The organism is Sutcliffiella horikoshii, from assembly GCF_020524325.1.
Lineage (GTDB): Bacteria > Bacillota > Bacilli > Bacillales > Bacillaceae_I > Sutcliffiella_A > Sutcliffiella_A horikoshii_D.
On record NZ_JAIVKY010000020.1, the window covers coordinates 1 to 17,907 of the forward strand.

The 17,907-nt window shown below is 43.1% G+C and carries 18 protein-coding genes; 5 read left to right on the forward strand and 13 right to left on the reverse strand.

The window, feature by feature from the left end:
• Nucleotides 1–236 precede the first annotated feature (236 nt).
• Entirely contained in the window at nucleotides 237–2,537 is a 2,301-nt protein-coding gene (gene helD / locus LC091_RS20085) for an RNA polymerase recycling motor HelD (protein ID WP_226683792.1), read from the reverse strand.
• Between the two features lie 632 nt (nucleotides 2,538–3,169).
• Between helD and bioB the strand changes: the two genes are divergently transcribed.
• Complete coding sequence (bioB, locus tag LC091_RS20090; protein ID WP_226683793.1) at nucleotides 3,170–4,180, forward strand: biotin synthase BioB; 1,011 nt, start codon at nucleotides 3,170–3,172, stop codon at nucleotides 4,178–4,180.
• A gap of 51 nt (nucleotides 4,181–4,231) precedes the next feature.
• Here the strand turns inward: bioB and LC091_RS20095 are convergent, their stop codons facing one another.
• The 4 genes from LC091_RS20095 to LC091_RS20110 all read right to left on the reverse strand — a co-directional run bounded on the left by LC091_RS20095 (nucleotide 4,232) and on the right by LC091_RS20110 (nucleotide 6,243).
• Nucleotides 4,232–4,570: a YciI family protein gene (locus LC091_RS20095; protein WP_226683794.1), complete on the reverse strand. Its 339-nt coding sequence runs from the start codon at nucleotides 4,568–4,570 to the stop codon at nucleotides 4,232–4,234.
• Between the two features lie 98 nt (nucleotides 4,571–4,668).
• Nucleotides 4,669–5,547: an SDR family oxidoreductase gene (locus LC091_RS20100; RefSeq protein ID WP_226683795.1), complete on the reverse strand. Its 879-nt coding sequence runs from the start codon at nucleotides 5,545–5,547 to the stop codon at nucleotides 4,669–4,671.
• Nucleotides 5,548–5,792: 245 nt separating this feature from the next.
• Nucleotides 5,793–6,005 carry a stress-induced protein, KGG, repeat-containing protein gene (locus LC091_RS20105; RefSeq protein ID WP_226683796.1) on the reverse strand — a complete coding sequence of 71 codons (213 nt, stop codon included), beginning with the start codon at nucleotides 6,003–6,005 and terminating at the stop codon, nucleotides 5,793–5,795.
• 49 nt (nucleotides 6,006–6,054) lie between these two features.
• Nucleotides 6,055–6,243 (reverse strand): CsbD family protein, encoded by a 189-nt coding sequence (locus tag LC091_RS20110; protein WP_060666147.1) that lies wholly within the window; start codon nucleotides 6,241–6,243, stop codon nucleotides 6,055–6,057.
• Nucleotides 6,244–6,484: 241 nt separating this feature from the next.
• Between LC091_RS20110 and LC091_RS20115 the strand changes: the two genes are divergently transcribed.
• Both LC091_RS20115 and LC091_RS20120 read left to right on the forward strand, forming a co-directional pair.
• On the forward strand, nucleotides 6,485–6,634 hold the full coding sequence (locus tag LC091_RS20115; protein WP_148989869.1) for a lmo0937 family membrane protein: 150 nt from the start codon (nucleotides 6,485–6,487) through the stop codon (nucleotides 6,632–6,634).
• A gap of 93 nt (nucleotides 6,635–6,727) precedes the next feature.
• Nucleotides 6,728–6,874 (forward strand): lmo0937 family membrane protein, encoded by a 147-nt coding sequence (locus LC091_RS20120; protein ID WP_010195114.1) that lies wholly within the window; start codon nucleotides 6,728–6,730, stop codon nucleotides 6,872–6,874.
• Between the two features lie 229 nt (nucleotides 6,875–7,103).
• Here LC091_RS20120 and LC091_RS20125 read toward each other — a convergent pair whose 3' ends face one another.
• From LC091_RS20125 to LC091_RS20150, 6 genes are all read right to left on the reverse strand, one after another.
• Nucleotides 7,104–7,685: a CDP-alcohol phosphatidyltransferase family protein gene (locus LC091_RS20125; protein WP_226683797.1), complete on the reverse strand. Its 582-nt coding sequence runs from the start codon at nucleotides 7,683–7,685 to the stop codon at nucleotides 7,104–7,106.
• Between the two features lie 13 nt (nucleotides 7,686–7,698).
• Nucleotides 7,699–8,676, reverse strand: coding sequence for an ABC transporter ATP-binding protein (locus tag LC091_RS20130; protein WP_226683798.1), 978 nt, complete (start codon nucleotides 8,674–8,676; stop codon nucleotides 7,699–7,701).
• Nucleotides 8,673–9,476, reverse strand: a complete 804-nt coding sequence (locus tag LC091_RS20135) for an ABC transporter permease (RefSeq protein ID WP_226683799.1) — start codon at nucleotides 9,474–9,476, stop codon at nucleotides 8,673–8,675. The genes LC091_RS20130 and LC091_RS20135 overlap by 4 nt, the downstream gene beginning before the upstream one ends.
• 1 nt (nucleotide 9,477) lies before the next feature.
• Complete coding sequence (locus tag LC091_RS20140; RefSeq protein WP_226683800.1) at nucleotides 9,478–10,344, reverse strand: ABC transporter permease; 867 nt, start codon at nucleotides 10,342–10,344, stop codon at nucleotides 9,478–9,480.
• Entirely contained in the window at nucleotides 10,322–11,575 is a 1,254-nt protein-coding gene (locus tag LC091_RS20145) for an ABC transporter substrate-binding protein (RefSeq protein ID WP_226683801.1), read from the reverse strand. Before LC091_RS20145 ends, LC091_RS20140 begins: the two co-directional genes overlap by 23 nt.
• Nucleotides 11,576–12,109: 534 nt before the next feature.
• Nucleotides 12,110–13,039: a manganese-dependent inorganic pyrophosphatase gene (locus LC091_RS20150; protein WP_226683802.1), complete on the reverse strand. Its 930-nt coding sequence runs from the start codon at nucleotides 13,037–13,039 to the stop codon at nucleotides 12,110–12,112.
• Nucleotides 13,040–13,412: 373 nt separating this feature from the next.
• Here LC091_RS20150 and LC091_RS20155 point away from each other — a divergent pair, with 373 nt between their 5' ends.
• Nucleotides 13,413–14,825, forward strand: a complete 1,413-nt coding sequence (locus LC091_RS20155) for an LVIVD repeat-containing protein (protein ID WP_226683803.1) — start codon at nucleotides 13,413–13,415, stop codon at nucleotides 14,823–14,825.
• Nucleotides 14,826–14,847: 22 nt separating this feature from the next.
• Nucleotides 14,848–15,204 (forward strand): hypothetical protein, encoded by a 357-nt coding sequence (locus LC091_RS20160; protein ID WP_226683804.1) that lies wholly within the window; start codon nucleotides 14,848–14,850, stop codon nucleotides 15,202–15,204.
• A 104-nt stretch (nucleotides 15,205–15,308) separates the two neighbouring features.
• Here the strand turns inward: LC091_RS20160 and LC091_RS20165 are convergent, their stop codons facing one another.
• Nucleotides 15,309–15,734 carry a general stress protein gene (locus LC091_RS20165; protein WP_226683805.1) on the reverse strand — a complete coding sequence of 142 codons (426 nt, stop codon included), beginning with the start codon at nucleotides 15,732–15,734 and terminating at the stop codon, nucleotides 15,309–15,311.
• A 93-nt stretch (nucleotides 15,735–15,827) separates the two neighbouring features.
• On the reverse strand, nucleotides 15,828–17,537 hold the full coding sequence (locus tag LC091_RS20170) for an ABC transporter ATP-binding protein (protein WP_226683806.1): 1,710 nt from the start codon (nucleotides 17,535–17,537) through the stop codon (nucleotides 15,828–15,830).
• Nucleotides 17,538–17,907: the final 370 nt, after the last annotated feature.

Sequence of the window (17,907 nt, forward strand, 5' to 3'; positions counted from 1 at the left end):
CAAACGCTTAAAAGAAAAAGAAGTAGAATCGGCTTCTCTTCTTAGAGTTGCACAAAAACAAAACAAAAACACCTAGAAGAGTGGGGGCCTTGACAGTTTCGTTCATATCAGGAGGCTCACGGACCGCCCGCAGGCAAGCGAAGCGCCTGGAACGGAAATCAACAGGATTATAAGTTTTCTTATCTTAATAAAAACAGAGCCTCTACTAAGCAGGCTCTGTCTCATCTCTTTTATTTTTATAATAAAATCTTCCCGTCGGATACACTCCCAAGCAAAAAGTCACTTTCCTCATTTCCGTAAAAGCTTAAATGATGCAGTGGTCTTGTCATCGCCACATATAACAGCTTTACGTCAATTTCGGTTTTGGTGAACACCTCATCAAGCGTACACAACAGCACAGCGTCAAACTCCAGTCCCTTGGCCAACTGGGCATGAACGATAACGACATCCTCTTGGTTGATTTCCTCATTTTCCAAGAGCAATTGCACCTTTAGGTCTGTGTACTTGCGAAGCATCCCCTCGATTTTCTTACATTCCTTCTCGGTTTTTCCGATCACCGCAATTGTTTTTCGACCATCTTTATATAACTTTTCTATTTCAGCCTCTAACATGCCTGCCTTTTCAACTGCACCACCAGATGTAGACCATTTATGGAAGGCTGGTTTCGCACCATGCCTCACCACAGGCTCCACTTTCGGCAGTTCAAAAGGCAATAGCTTTAATATGTCATTGGCCGTTTCCATGATTTCCACTGTTGTACGATAACTTTTTTGCAACGTGGTGTAAGCAGCCCTCGGGAAAATAGCTTCCTTCACCTTGTTCCAATCCTGAATGCCACGATAAGAATGGATACCTTGCGCCAAGTCTCCCACGATGGTAAACACATCAGTTTCCAACGCACTTTTTAAAGCAGCCAGCTGAAAATAGCTGTAATCCTGCGCTTCATCAATGACCACATTTCGAGCACGCAAGTCCTTATCAATACCGTACAAATGGTGCTGCAAATAAAGTAACCCTGCCAAGTCTTCCAGTTCATACTTCTTTTGCCTATGTAACTTCACTTGATAGTCCACAAAATACTTGATTTGGTAGTCATCCAAATAATCATTTGCATACTTCGCAAAGGTAGCCCGATCTGTTACCAGCTCTTTAAAATAATGAAAAAGAGTGTGCTTTGGAAGCTTGCGGATGAAGGCGTTAACGGCGGTTCTGGATTCCCGTTTTATCTCCTCTATCATGGCATCCTTTTTGTCCATTGCTTTTGTCACATAGCTTTTTCGTTTAGCAGGATCCAGGTTCATGTTGAATAGGGCTTTGTCGAGCTTGTTGTCGTAGAATCTCTCCACTTTATGCAAGAGTACTTTTTTCTCCGTACGCACATAGTTTTGCAGTACACTTTTCACCTTTTCTACTCGGCGATAATACGGGAGGTAGGTATATTCGTTGCGAATCAAGTTTTCCATTTTTTCAGCGGTGTAGAGTTTGAATTTAGAAGTCAGGTAGAAATCGTCTGTTGGAATGAGTGTTTCTAAGATATCAGATAAATAGCGGTCCATGATGTCCTTATATTCTAGCGAACCTTTGAAGCTTGCGAGCCATTGGACCATTTCAGGATCCTCATATTCATGGTTAATGAAGCCCATCAATTTCTCGGACGGAGGTCGCAATTTCACTTTTTTGCCGATGCAGCTTAAGACAAAATCAATAAAAGTCGTCTGTAAAATCCGGTCCACTCCAAGCTCTGGGAGCACTTCAGAAATATAGTCGATGAATAGATTGTTCGGTGCGAGGATCATCAGTTGTTCCGGTCGGAATTGATCCTGGTAGGTGTAGATAAAATAAGAAATTCTATGAAGCGCAATGGTCGTCTTTCCGCTTCCTGCCGCTCCTTGCACAATAATCGGTTTATTTAAGTCGGCGCGGATGATTCGGTTCTGCTCCTCTTGAATCGTTGAAACAATATCGGTAAGTCGGTTGCTGGAACTGCCGGAGAGCGATTCTTGTAATAGCTCGTCCGTCGTTGTCAAATCAACATCTCTTATGTCTTGGAGTTCGCCGTCTTCCATAATGTATTGACGTTTTAAGGAGAGGTAGCCGTCATACGTTTCCCCTTCCGCCTCGTACTCCACTTCTCCAAGTCTGCCGTCATAGTAAAGGTTGGCTATCGGAGAGCGCCAATCAACAATGATCGGGTCTTGGGTTTCTCGATCAAATAATGAGGCCTTTCCAAAATAAAGGACCTCCTCTTCTTCCTTGCCGGCCCGTTTGTAGTCAATCCTGGCAAAGTAGGGCTTATGGTAGATTTTCTTGAGGCTGCGGATCTCTTCTGTCGATCGCTGGAGCATGTTCGCATTGGTAAGCATGTTCAAATAACTTAAACTACTGTCTGAAAAATCAGTTCCATCCAACGCTTCTTTAAAACTAGATTTAAACGATTCCTCATCCAACTCTGTTGCTTTGATGACAATGTCCATATATTTTTTGGTAAAGATAAGCCGTTCCACTTCCTGATCAAAATCAGGGTGTCTTTTCTTCATTTCTGCCAAACTCTTCACACTCCCGAGGTTTTTGTAGAGACGCAAAAAACCATGAACTAGAGTTTCTCTCCATTCATGGTAACTATCCCTTAAGGAACCTTTTCAAAGTACGCAACGGTTTTCTGTTCTTTTTTGCCGGAAAAATAATTATAACCGCTTACAAAACAATTTGCAATTTTCCATCAGATTTACTACTTTTCCTTGTCAGCTAGCATTTTTATATGTAAACTTTTGTTGTTAGTTAGTTTACATATAAATTAAACAGTAACATTGTTGATTGTAGTGGAAGGGACAGGGGAGACCCCTGAAGCGTTGGAGGCCACTGAAAAACCCAATAACCTATCTTATGGGTAATTTATAGCTGTTGATTGGAGCAAAAAGCGAAGACTCCTACAGGGGAGTAGCGACATTGTTGAGACCCCGCAGGGCATAGCCCGAGGAGGCTCAAGGTCGCCCCGTGGAAAGCGAAGCCATTTGCGGAAATCAATAGCGGTGTCTTAACAAAATCTAAATTCAAAGACTTTTTCAGTGGCCACAAGCGTTGGGAAGAGGCTCCCGGACCGCCCGCGGAAAGCGAAGCGCCTGGAACGGAAATCAACAGTTCATCCAAAAACTCAGTAGGAGTGATTACTTTGACTTGGAAACAGCTTGCAGAAAAAGTGGTAGAGGGTTATCACATAACACCAGAGGAAGCCTTACAAATTTTAAACGAAGATGACGACAACGTGTTAGAAATCATCCAATCAGCCTTTCATATCCGCAAACACTACTACGGAAAAAAAGTAAAACTGAACCTGATCATTAACGCCAAAAGCGGCTTATGCCCAGAAGATTGCGGCTACTGCTCCCAGTCCATGAAAGCCGACACAGAAATTGACAGTTATCCGCTTGTCAGCAAAAAAATCATCGTCGACGGTGCGAAAGAAGCGAAGAAAAATAAAATCGGCACCTACTGCATCGTCATGAGTGGCCGAAAGCCTACAAATCGAGACGTCGACACTGTGGTACAGGCTGTTCAAGATATCAAAAAAGATGTAGATAACATGAAGATTTGCGCCTGTTTGGGTCTTGTAAACGACGCGCAAGCGAAACTCTTGAAGGAAGCCGGCGTAGACCGCTTTAACCATAATATTAATACAAGTAAAGGTCACCACAGCGAGATCACTACGACACATGATTATGAGGACCGCATCCGCACATTAGAAACATTGAAAAATGCAGGAATCTCTCCTTGTTCTGGTGTGATTTGCGGAATGGGTGAGACGCTTGAGGATATTGTAGAAATGGCATTTTCATTGAAAGAATTAGATGCCGACTCCATCCCAGTCAATTTCCTGCATCCAATAGAAGGAACAAAACTTGCAGGTATGGATGATTTGACTCCATTAAAATGCTTGAAGATCCTTGCGATGTTCCGTTTTGTCAATCCAACAAAAGAAATCCGGATTTCAGGAGGTCGAGAATACAATCTACGCACGCTTCAAAGCATGGGGCTTTACATGGCAAACTCCATCTTTGTTGGAGATTACTTGACCACCAGCGGACAGGCGTCCAATCAAGATCACCAAATGATCCAGGACCTTGGATTTGAAATTGAAGAAAATGCCTTTGAAACAGAAAGTCAGCAGTTTGCCGGCGTGTAAGCAGAGATAATAATCAAGGACAGTGGTACATTACGTGCCACTGTCCTTTTATTAAACACCTATAGAGAACTTTTCATTCATTAACGCAAGGCGGTAAGGAGACAATTCCGCTGTCATAATTTCGCTTGATACCGCAGGGTCGTTATTCATAAACCTCTCTGCTTCCGCTTCGTTTCTGGCCAAAAATATGACGATTCCAAATCCGGTTTCATCCGTCTGTTCAGTTCTTCCAGCGAGTACAACTACCCCTTTTTCCACATTCTTCTTTAAGTAGGTGAAGTGCCGAGATACGATGGTCTTTTCCTCCTCTGTCCAACGCTCCGGGTCATATAACCTTTCAGGCAACCTTAGTAAATAAATATACGTTTGCAGGCTCATGGATTTCCCCACTCCTTTCCTTCCCTTAAATTTCTACAAATTCTGAGGAAATCCTTTTTTCAGCCACGTAAAAGAGGGACAGTTTGCACTGTCCCTGAAAATGCATATTATTATCCATTCACAACCGTTCCGCCGTTAATGTGCATCATTTGTCCGGATACATAAGAGGAATCCTCCGATGCCAAATAAACATAGGCCGGAGCCAATTCAGCAGGTTGGCCCGGTCGCCCCATCGGAGAATCAGTACCGAATTCCTCCACCTGTTCTCCGTCAAAGGATGCCGGAATGAGCGGCGTCCAGATTGGTCCAGGTGCTACACCGTTCACCCTGATTCCGCTCCCCACAATATTTTCTGACAAGGAACGCGTCAACGCTACAATTGCTCCTTTGGTTGCTGAATAATCCATCAATACAGGCATTCCTTTATAGGCCACCACTGAAGCAGTGTTTATAATGGAGCTTCCTTTATCCAGATATGGCATGGCAGCTTGGATAAAATAAAAGTAGGAGAAGATATTTGTCTGGAACGTACGCAACAACTGCTCTTCGGAGATGTCCTCAATCTTCTCCTGTACATGCTGTTCAGCAGCATTGTTCACGAGAATATGTAATCCTCCCAATTCTTCTGCTGTTTGTTTGACTACATCTGTACAAAAGTCCTTTTGACCGATATCACCGGAATAGACCAAACATTTGGCGCCATATTGTTCGACCATTTGTTTTGTCTTTTTTGCATCTTCATGTTCATCAAGGTAGACAATACTGATGTTGGCGCCTTCTTTTGCATAGGCAATAGCAACCGCCCGGCCAATTCCGCTGTCACCGCCTGTGATGATGGCATTTTTCCCTTTTAGTTTGCCGCTTCCCTTATAATCAGGGTTGTCGCAGATTGGTTCTGGAATCATTTCGTTTTCGTCACCAGGTTGTTTTCCTTGTTCTTGTGGTGGTTGGCCTTCTGTTTGTACGGAATAAAATCGTTCTTCACTCATTTTCTCCACTCCTTTTTGGGTTTGTTAGACACGACGCTGTTACTTTCCGCAAATGGCTCGCTTTCCCTCTGGGCGACCTTGAGCCTCCTCACAACGCTTCAGGGGACTCAACATTGTCGCTCCTCCCCCGCAGGAGTCTTCGCCATTTGCTCAATCCCCAGCTGAAAATCTATTTCCAAATGATAAAGAGCAGCCTTTGTTTTTTCGGCTGCCCTTATGGTTCTTATCTATGGTTGTGACACCTTTTAGTTCGAGTTGTTTCCGCCTTTTTGGCCGATTTCTTCGAAGTGCTCTTTGCCATGCTCGTTCAGCGTCTTGTTACCGCCCTTTTGGCCGATTTCCTCGAAATGCTCCTGACCATGCTCCTGCTTTGTCTTCTCTCCGCCCTTGCGTCCGCGCTCCTCGTATGTCATTGTGGAGCTGTTAGAGTTGTTACTATTGTTATTGTTGTTAGCCATCTTAAATCCTCTCCTTTAAGTAATTTTTAAAAGATACTTAAGTACTGACCTACATCCAACCGTCTACTTCACGTTCCGCCTCTTCTCTTGACTTCCCGTGGCGTTCCTGAATTTTGCCTACCAGCTTATCACGATCTCCTTCAATTTGTTGAAGATCATCATCCGTGAGATTTCCCCATTTCTTCTTGGCGTCACCTTTCATCTGGTTCCACTTACCTTTCATGGTTGTCTGATTCATAATCAACATCACCTCCCACTTCAATTTGTGACATCTGATAGCTCGTCACTAGTTACTCCATTCCACTTCTACATAATTTAAAACCTAATTTTTGGAACAAACTCTTTTTCCAACTTTTGTACTAAATCAACTCTTCTCCAACAATTAAAAAGAATATTGGTTTAACATTTTTCTCGCTAGGGAATTACCTTCTGTGTAGACGTTGAAAAAAATAACAAAACTATATTAGGAGGAAAACCACATGTTATGGACAATCTTTGTTGTACTTTTAGTTCTTTGGTTACTTGGGTTCGCAATGGAAATTGGCGGGGGACTTATTCACATCCTTTTAGTTCTTGCAGTATTAGCTATCGTATTTAACCTATTCGGAAGAAGACGTGGCGTCAGGTAACGAATAGCCAATTATTAGTAGGAGTAAGAGGAGTGGCTGTAGGGTATACCTAACTTACAGCTACTACGTCAGATGTTTAGGAGGCATTTCACTATGTTATGGACAATCTTTGCAGTCTTACTTATTCTATGGTTACTTGGATTCTCTTTTGATATCGCAGGGAACCTGATTCACATTATCCTTGTTTTAGCACTAATCGCTTTAGTCTTTAACTTATTCGCTGGCCGCAGAAGGCCTTAGGTATATAAAAGAAAGAAAAAAGCTGGAAAGAATCAGTGTTGTCACTGAAACTTCCCAGCTTTTTTTGTGGGGAGATTACTTTGAAGCCGCTGTTGATTTCCGCAAATGGCTTCGCTTTCCTAGGGGCACTGCTGGAGCCTCCTCGGCTGCGCCTGCGGGGTCTCCACCTAGCGCTATCTCCCTCAGGAGTCTTCGCCTTTTGCTCCAATCAACAGCTAGGATATCTATGCTACTGCAAAATCCTTTTTGCTTCGAAGAAACGTTGGAGGCCGGTTATTATTTCTACTGCCAAGAAGATCAGGGTGGTCCATAGGACAATTGCGGGCAGTAGCATCATGAGGGACAGTAAAATAAAGCCTTCTGTTCGTTCCGCAAGTCCGGCCTGGTAATAGAAGGACTTCATTCCCTGCTTTTCAGAAACCGCACCGACCGTTAAGAAGACCGTTATAGAAAAAATAATAGAAACACTCAACAATAACAACGCCCACTGAATTTCCGGATAGACAAATGCCACTCCGAGGATGACACTGATCTCAACCAACCGATCAAACGTGACGTCCATCACCGTTCCCCATGGAGAGGACTTCGTTTTGCGGGCCATGGTGCCATCAACCGCATCAAGAAAGCCCGAAATCCACAGAACCAGTACTGCTATGATAGGCAGACCAAAATAGAAAAAAACTCCGGATGACACGCCGATACAAAAAGAAATGACAGTCACCTGGTTTGGTGTTAATCCGAACTTCAACAATTGCTCCGCCGTATTTGATATCAATGGTTGTACATACTTTCGGGCATGCGTATCAAGCATAAGAACCTTCCTTTTATAACGAATTTTTAAAATGTACTATATCTTGTTCTGCCTTCACCGTTACCCATACTTGTTGGGCTAGTTCTATGTTTTCCTGCGAAGGTAGTGTGATTTTTTGATGAAGGGCTTCTATCTGAATATCATAAAAAAGACTGCCGTGTTTTACTTTTTTCTGTACTACTTTACCTGCATAGGATTGATAGCAGTCCTCTGACAGTTTTTCCACTAAGGTTAATTTTTTCGAATGAACAAAGGAATCCTTTCCAATTAAAAGACCATCGGAATAGAATTTTGCCACAAATGGTGTTGCCGGCTCTTCATACACGTCCATCGGCATGCCAACCTGCTGGACTTTTTGCTCGGCAAATACGACAACCCTATCTCCCATCAGCATCGCTTCTTCTATATCATGAGTGATAAAAAGGCTTGCAATACCTTCTTCTTTCAATAAATTTCTCACCCATAACCTTAACTCGTCCCTTTTTTCATTATCAATGCTGCTAAACGGCTCATCCAATAACATAAGTTGTGGATTTGTTATCAATGCGCGGGCAAGTGCCACCCTTTGCTGCTGCCCTCCTGAAAGTTCATAAGGATAATTCTTTCCATATCCATCAAGTCCGACTTTCATTAGAAAATTAGTAGCCTGCTCTTTTCGCTCAGCTTTTGTCCCTTTTCTTTTAAAAGATAAACCTATCATGACATTTTCCAAGACGGTCATATGGGGAAACAAAAGAGGTTGTTGAAACATCATGACAATCGGCCGCTGATTGGCCTGCATCGAAGTGATATCCTTTTCCCCTATTTTAATGGTTCCCGTTGAAACGGGTTCAAGTCCAGCAAGGCACTTCAACAAAGTCGATTTTCCGCTTCCTGAAGGGCCGACCACACTGATAATTTCTCCTTGATCAATCGTCAAATCCATATTACTAATGATGCATTTATCTCCATAATTCTTCGAGATTTTTTCTATTACTATTTTTTCATTCAATCTAAAAACACCCTTTTCTGATAAGGAATCACCAGTCGAAACACTAGTTCAAACCCGATCATCACACAAATAGGAAGCAGTGCGAACACTATCGAAAAACTGGCAATGACTGCTTCGTCCACTGACGACAGGAACGGAAAATATAGCATAGCCAACGTCAAAACATTGCCACCACCAATGATGGAGGTTAGCGCGTATTGACTTAGGGAAATCACAAAAATTAAAAACACCATGCTTCGAAAGCTTGGCAGTAACTGCGGCAAGTAAATTTTATAAAGGATTGCCAGCTTGGTGCCTCCAAGGGAACTCGCTTGTTCCTCCCATTTCTGCCCCAGCCTTTCAAAACCAGACCTTAAAATTTTTATAGAATAAGGTACTGTTGGGATGAGGTGAACCAACACCACACCAAGCCATTGGTCCGCCAAACCTAGTCGTATCATGGTGATATGTATACCCATCGCAACCGCGAGGCTGGGAATGAGGATAGGGAGAAGAAGCACCACTTCAATGAGCGGTTTTCCCCTGAAAGTGTGAAAAGCTAGTGCCCTTGCAGCCGGTACAGCGATGAACAGATTTAGAAGAATAACAATAACCCCGATTAAAAGTGTCATTCCAACCGCCGAATAAAAGCGCGAATCACTCAGTAGGACGGTAAAGCCTCTGGCAGAGATTGATGTTGGAATGATTTCTCCCCACCGCCAAGCATACGATACACTTTTTACCAGCAATAGCAGGACAGGAAAAAAGAGAATAAACGCAAAAATGATATACGAAATGCTCCAGTTTCTATTCTTTCTCATCCTACATCCCGTTTCCTTTCATCAACCGATACCGTGATCTTGAGACTAAACTCAACAGAAGAACGAGCAGGCCGAAAATTATGGCTGTCACTGTCATCATCACAGCAAATGATTCCGGTCTCTTGCTCCAATCTCCCTGATAAAACCATTCATACGCAAGGACCGATACCATTTTCGGATATGTCGTCCCAAGTAAAAACGGCACTTCAAAAGCCGCCAAAATAAAGGCAAAGACAATCAGCCCCGCTTCCATCAGTACCGGAAACAACCATGGCCACTCCACCGTTTTAAACACATGCCACTTGTTGCCGCCAAGAGTCTTTACCACATTTGGCAGATCCCGGTTGAGCTGTGCATATACAGGCAACAGCATTAACACGACAAAGGGAATTTCTTTTAACGTGTACGTGAGAATGATACCAATTCCATAGCGGTCATTCGTCAGTACCGGAAACTGATCCGGACTATCTAAAATGGACAAGGCGTGCAACATAGTGGAAAACCAACCCGTCTGCGAGAAGAGCAGGATCATCATATATCCCCAAACAAAGTGAGGGAATAGCATTGGCAGCCAAACCATTGTCCGAGCCAAATGATTCTTTAAGGTTTCATATAGAAATTTTGTTAGTAATAGCCCCAAGAAAAGAGACAGTATTGTTGAAACAAAGGCAATCCTTAGACTGTATTTTAACGAATCCAGGAAAGCCTCGTTCTCGAATATTTTTATATAGGCATCCAAGGAAAAGCCGTTCAAGGTTGTCACGCTCTCCTGTGCCGCCATAAATATCCCATAAACGACAAGGCAGAATGTAAAAAGTAAAGCTGGAAGGAGTGCAAGACTCCAGCTATTGCTTTTGAACCACTTCATTGACCCAATGCTCCTTCAACCAATTCACATACTCTGCATCCACTTCCGGTAACAGGCTTTCACTCAATTTTTCCGGTGGCAGCACAGAAGCTCCACGATCCATATCAGCCAGCTTTTTCTGTGCGTCCTCTGGCAGCTTTGTCGGATCAAGCGCCATATTTTCTCCCCAATAGGTCGACTCGTATTTGGCGAGCTGTGCATCTGGGGACATCAAGTAATCAATCGCGACCATGGCACCTGCTTTATTTGGACTGTTAAACGGGATGGCCAGGAAGTGCGTGTTACCGATAGAACCTGATTCCAGCACAAAGGATTTCGTGCTTTCCGGGAATACACCGTCCTTGATAAGACTTTCCGCCCTCGCTTCGTTATACCCCATCGTCATCCACACTTCTCCTTGGCTGTATAGGCGGTCAAGATCCGTCAGCGTGGCTGGATAGGTTTCCCCGTTTCTCCAAAGGGAAGGTTGTATTTCACGGAGATAGCTCCATAGGTCTTCTTCGTGTTCTGTTAAAATCTCTTCATCGTAACCGTTCTCTAATAATTTCTCCGGTCCGCCCACCGCATCGTACAGGACATGTCTTAGGAACGCATTTCCTGTAAAATCATTTACCTCAGGGTATGTGAACTTTCCTGGATTTTCTTTTATCCATTCTTTCAGCTCATCAAAGTTGGCAGGTGGGGTCTGGATTTTTTCTTCATCATATTGGAAAACAAATTGCACTTTCCCCCATGGAGCCTCCAGCCCTTCTACCTCTGTACCAAAATCGTATTGGACGTCCAGACTTTCTGTGTCGACATAGTCCTGATAGTTTGGCAGGTTTTCACTGAAAGGTCCATAAAGCAGTTCAAATTCCTTGGCATTCTTGAAGTTTTCCCCGTTAATCCAAATGATGTCGATGGTCCCGTCTACTTTATTTGCACGCTTTTCCGTGGACAATTTTTGGAGGATTTCGTTGGTGTCCATCGGCACTCGTTCTAGCTCGATGTTGTGGGTTTCTTTTAATTTTGGTGCGACCCATTCATCCATATAGCGGTTAATTCCCTCATCTCCGCCCCACATAAAAATGCGGACCTTGGAGCCGTCGGCAAGCTCGGTGATTTCGCTCCAGTCTTTTTCTTTTAGTTGTTGGCCGGCGCTGTCGTTGTTGTTTGAGTTCGTGTTCGAGCAGCCAGCTGCTATTAAAAGTACGATTATTAATGATAATACCAGTAACCTTGTCTTTACCATGGACGACCCTCTTCTCTCTTTATCGAATATATCTATCTATATATATAACACTATCCTTTTATACTTTAAAATGTTGGTATGTTTATGGTGGGTTTGTGTTAGGTTTAGGTTCTTTAGGAACCTAACGTTTTAGGTGGGGATATGGATCACTTTTGGGGAAACTTTTACGTGGGAACGAGGGGCCTGAGAGATCATCTCACTTCCCTTTTGGACAAATGTCCGAAGATTTTCAGTTTTTGACCGAAGTTTTTACAAAAGTGTCCAAAGATTCAGGAATTTGACTAAACGAAATTTTCAAATGACCGAACGTCTCGAAATGTTGACCGAACCCGACTGTGAAATTGCCCGAAACATAGCCAAAAAGCTGCTGAAATTGTCCGAAGCAGCCACTTAATTGACCGAACGGTTTAAAAGCATCTAAAAACACATAAAAATCACCTGAAAAACCTTTCATTTTCCCCAAAAAACTAAAAAACGCATGGACCAACTCACCAAAAGAATCAATCCATGCGTACATCTATCCGAAGATACGTATTATTTTGTTAAAGCGTCCGTCAACACAGGGACAACCTGCTTCTTACGGGATACCACACCTTTTAATAAAGCTGTGTTGTTCTCAAGGGTCACGTTGTACGCTTTCTCCACAACCGGAGCTTGAGATCCTAGTGCAAGTGCAACAGAATCATTCTCCAAGATATCTGTCACAACAAGTAAGAATAAATCTAAGTTCTTGTCCGCAACTTTCGCAGTGATTACTGCTTCTAACTCTGCTTGTTTTGCAAGAACGTCGTTAGTGTCAACCGTGTTTACTTGTGCGATTTCCACTTTGTAGTCGCCCATTTGGAATTCTTTCGCGTCAAGAGAGATAAGCTGTTCTACTGTTTTGTCGCTAATGTCCGCTCCCGCTTTTAACATCGCTAAGCCGTACTCTTCTGCATTCACACCTGCGATTTCAGCAAGTTCTTTTGCAGCTTGTACATCTTGCTCTGTGCAAGTTGGGGATTTGAACAAAAGAGAATCAGAAATGATAGCAGAAAGCATCAAACCTGCAACCGGCTTGGAGATTTCCACTCCATTTTCCTTGTAAAGCTTGTTCAAGATTGTCGCTGTGCAACCTACAGGCTCTGCACGGTAGTATAATGGATCTGCCGTTTCAAAATTTGCGATACGGTGGTGATCAATTACTTCAAGAACGCGAACTTGATCGATATCACTAACGCTTTGTTGGCGCTCGTTGTGGTCAACCAAGATGACTTCCTTCACTTCATTTGCAACAGTTTCCACTAAACGTGGCACTTCACTGCTGAATTCTTTCAATGCATATTCTGTTTCACCATTCAACTCGCCTAGGCGAACTGGCTCTGCGTCCATACCTAATTGCTTTTTTAACTCTGCATAAGCAATTGCTGAACAGATGGAATCTGTATCTGGGTTTTTATGTCCTAGTACTAAAACTTTTGTCATGAGTACTCTCCTTGCGTATATGTTTTATCGAGCTAATTCTACTAACTCTTCCACTTTGTATATTACCTTAAAATATCTTCTGTTTCAAAATGAAATTCCAATATAAAAATCCCTTAACGAAAAACAGGAACTTTTTTACTATTTTTCATTTAATCCATTAAATGTACGAATCCTCACTGCCATCTAAGTGGACATTATTTCACGAAAATAGTACTAATCAAAATCTCCACAACCGTCATCAAGAGGAAAACTATTCATTTTAAAAAATCTGAATATTCTTATAAGAATTTGATGAATGCCATTCTCTTCCTTACTATTAATTTACGGAATACCTTTTGCATTCCGAAATAATAGTTTGCTAGGAGGAACAAGGTTGAAGAAAAACTTTCTCGTAAAAACTTCTATTGCAGGGATGCTTGTCTTTTCTGCTATGGCCCCAATGGCTCTTGCCCACGACAGATTAGATGAAACTGGTTTGTTAAAAGGGGAACGGACACTGTATGATGACTTGGCTGTAGCCCAGCTATATGGCAGCAAAAACTTGAAGCATCTTAAGGAAGTTGCTGCACCTGGAATGAACGTGATTAGGGAAGATGGCAAACAGAATACTTTTGCAGATGTATATTCACATAAAGGCTATGCCTATGTTGGCACCCATACACGCAACGGAGGAAATGGTGGAGTTAGGGTGTTTGATTTAAAAGATCCAGCCAACCCTAAGGAAATATCCGTATTTGCCCATAATGATATTCCTGGAACATGGCAGGAAAAAGTTATTGTAAAATCCGTTAGCACTCCTGACTTTAAGGGTGACCTTGCCGTGGTCAGTGTGCAGCAGTTGAACCGTAATAACCCGGATTCCAAAGGCGGTTTCCTTTTATATGATGTTACAAATCCAGCGGAGCCTGTGAAGCTTGGATTCTGGGAAGTGACGAAGCAGACGACAGGGACGCACGAACTGTATTTGACCACTCAAGGCAACCGCGCATTGGTGCTTGCTGCAAGTCCTTATGCAGATTATTATAGCCATGGGGAGTCTCGTGATTTCCAGGTGGTCGATGTATCGAATCCTGCTGAGCCGACAACTCTTTGGCAGTTTGACCCTCGGGAGCTTCCTGAAGTAGCAGAAGACTTTAACGGCTATCACTGGCAATCACCTGATGGCAAGACCCGCCCTGTATTCAATCACAGCGCCATTACGGATGATAACGGCCGCTATGCCTATGTTTCCATGTGGGATTTAGGTACGGTCATTTTTGATTTAAAAGATCCAGAGAACCCTGAATATCTCGGACGCACTGATTTCGCGGCGGATCAGCAAGGTTCTGCCCATTCAGCTGCATTGGCAAAAGGCGGAACAATACTTATTGAAACACGCGAAGTGTACCAGCCATTAAAGAGCGGATACGAAGCAGCTTTCGGTTACACTCGAATTTTCGATATTAAAGATAAAACAAATCCTGTGTTACTGAGCGAATTCAAAACAGATTTGACCTATGATATCCCAGAAGGTGCGCCACCTACCTATGCGACCTTCTCCAAAACGGTGCACGATCCAAAAGTTCACGGCAACACACTTTACTTGAGCTACTATGCTGGCGGTGTCATTGCTGTTGATATTACTGATCCAAGTGAACCGACAGAAATTGGCAGATATACTCCTGAGCGTTCTGATATTTGGGGAGTATTTGTAGACAGAAACTATGTCCTTGCTTCCGATATCGGGTCCGGATTAAAGGTTTTATTGAAAAATAACGGCAATAAGTCGGATAAATTTGTAGAATAACAGAAAGAAAGCGACGAATCCCATGAGATTCGTCGCTTTTCTTGTTGAATGGGAGTTGATTGAACCGAGCAGGGTTCGAGCTGATGCCATGTTGGGCCGAGTTCATGCCGAAACTTGGCGAGTTCGTGCGGAAACCAGCCAAGTTGATGCCAAAATGACCTTAGTTCGTGCCAAAACACCCCTAGTTCGTGCCAAAGTGGCAAAACACCCTATGCTAGCAAGGTTACTCATACTCTTCCTCTCTCAACTTTTCCATCCGTTCAATCCAGTCCTCAATTTCTGCATCTATGCGATCAAGCTCATTGTTTATTTCTATGTCCTTTTCAATAACGTATCCACTTCTGTGGTTTCCGTCGTAACATCTTCCATCTATAAGTAGGATAACTATCACTACTCTTCTTTTCCAACGCAAAATACTCAAAAAACACAAAAAAGGAACGCCTCCACTGAATGAAGACGCTCCCGTGTTTCCAATTCTTGTACTTAATCCAGTTGCCTAACAGCTGTGTCTTCCATCAACCTTTGCTGTTCACGATCTCCCACACATGGCTCCACCGTACGTGCTTCCTGGCTCTCTTTTTCATTCGTCAGCACCAAGATCCTGCCATTTTCCACATCTGTTGCATACATCGGTGCATCTCGGTCTGAGAGACCTAGTTCAAGGAGCTTATTGCCAACTCCCTTTGGTGCCTGTGCTTCATCTGGCAAAAGGAGTTTGTCGACCACAGAATCGTCTTCTTCTGATGTGATGTGTTCCACCCTTGTTCCTGTCGGGTAGTCGGATCCAATTTCATCACCAAGTGCCACCACGACAATCTCTTCCGCCCGGTACCCTTGGACAATCAATCCTTCCACTACATTTCTCGCTTTTATCTCTGTATCATATACACCTAATATCGTTTTTTTCATTGTCGTTTCCTCCTAGGAAAAATGATAGCTCTTTTCTCTATACATTCCCCCGTAGAAACAGTTGAAACACCCTTACAAAAATTTCCTAACACCTTATCCGAATTGAGCATGATGCAGTCTGCTGTAAATTCCTTCTGCTTCAATCAATTCTTCATGTCGGCCTTGTTCTGCAATGCCATCTTTGGTCACGACCATAATACGGTCTGCGTTTTTAATGGTGGCAAGACGGTGAGCGATGACCAGCGTGGTCCGGTCTTTGGAAAGCTCCGTCAATGATTCCTGAATTGCTCGTTCCGTTTCGGTATCGAGTGCGGACGTCGCTTCATCTAAAATAAGGATTGGTGGATTTTTCAGGAAGATCCGTGAAATGGCAAGGCGTTGCTTCTGACCGCCGGACAATTTCACCCCGCGTTCCCCAATGATGGTATCAAGCCCCTGTGGCTGTGTGGAAATGAATTCATCCAACTGGGAACGTCTTGCCGCTTCCATGATTTCTTCGTCTGTGGCATCAAGTTTGCCGTATGCAATATTTTCTCGGATCGTTCCGGAAAATAAAAACACATCTTGCTGCACAATCCCAATTTGACTTCGCAAGGATTCTAGCGTCAACTCGCGCGTATCAAAGCCGTCAATGAGAATGCTGCCTTCCTCTAGTTCATAGAACCGTGGCAAAAGACTGCAAAGCGTTGTTTTTCCGGCTCCTGATGGACCGACAATCGCCACTGTTTCACCCGCTCTCACAGTGAGGTTGATGTTTTTCAATACTCGCTCGTTGCCTTCATAACCGAACGAAACATTACGATAATGAATCTCTCCTTCTAGATCCGCATGGACTGCCCCTGGCGCATCCGCAATATCAGGTTCCGTATCCATGATTTCTGTGTATCGTTTGAACCCTGCGATTCCCTTTGGATAACTTTCGATTACTGCATTTATTTTCTGAATTGGTCCTAGTAATATATTAGACAGAAGGATGAATGCGACGAATTCCCCGTAGCTAAGCTCCCCGCGGATAACGAAGAACGTCCCAAATAGCAGGGTAAATAATGTGACAAGACGCATCAGCATGTAGTTTGCCGTGACATTCTGCGCCATTATTTTATAAGATGCAAGTTTCGTAGAACGGTAGCTTTCATTGTTCACCGCAAACTGCTTCTGTTCATGTTTTTCGTTAGCAAAAGCCTGTACCACACGGATTCCTCCGATGCTGTCTTCCACTCTTGCATTAATTTCTGCCACGTCACTGAACATTCTGCGGAACGTGCGTGTCATCTTTTTATTAAAATGGATGGCAAGGATCATTAACAGTGGAATGACCAAGAATGATAGAATGGCGAGCTTCCAGTTGATGGATAGCATGATGAAAAACGCCCCTATAAGGGTCATCAATGCGACAAAGACATCCTCAGGTCCGTGGTGGGCAACTTCTCCGATTTCTTCTAAGTCCTTGGTGAGTCTTGATATGGAGTGCCCTGTTTTATTGTTGTCGTAATAGCCAAAAGAAAGCTTCTGCATGTGCTGAAATAACTTTCTGCGCATGTCTGTTTCAATATTGATCCCGAGCATATGCCCCCAGTAGGTAACAATATAATGGAGTCCAGTATTGATGGCATAGATTGCAAGCAGCCCGATGCATGCCCAGACGATGAGGGTCCAATTTTCTTGCGGCAACAGTCTATCAATTACCTGGTTCACGGCAATCGGAAAGGCAAGTTCGAGCAACCCTACCAAAACGGCGCAGGAAAAATCCAAAATAAACAGCCACTTATATGGCTTGTAATACGAGAAAAACCGTCGTACCAATACTTCCACACCCTTTTTAAGTTCATTATGTATCTTACTCTGTTTATTTCGGTTCACTAATGATAATCGTTATCATTTACACTCTACTATACTATCGTTTCCGCATGAACGTCAATGTAATTTATGTAACTCATAGGGATGAACGAAACAACTCAAGGAGGGGGGAGAAGTATATTTTGAAAGGGTTTTAGCAAATTAGGGTTTTGGACTTTTGTTTTTTTATTGATTTTGAAGTAAAAGGAGAGGAAAATAGGGTGTGTCAAATAAACTGTGTAAGTTTTCTTAATCGAGGTACTTAACAGCTCTTCCCTTAAGATTATCATTGATTAATAATTGGTTCATCACTTGTGGCCAATTTTGGACGAAGCCC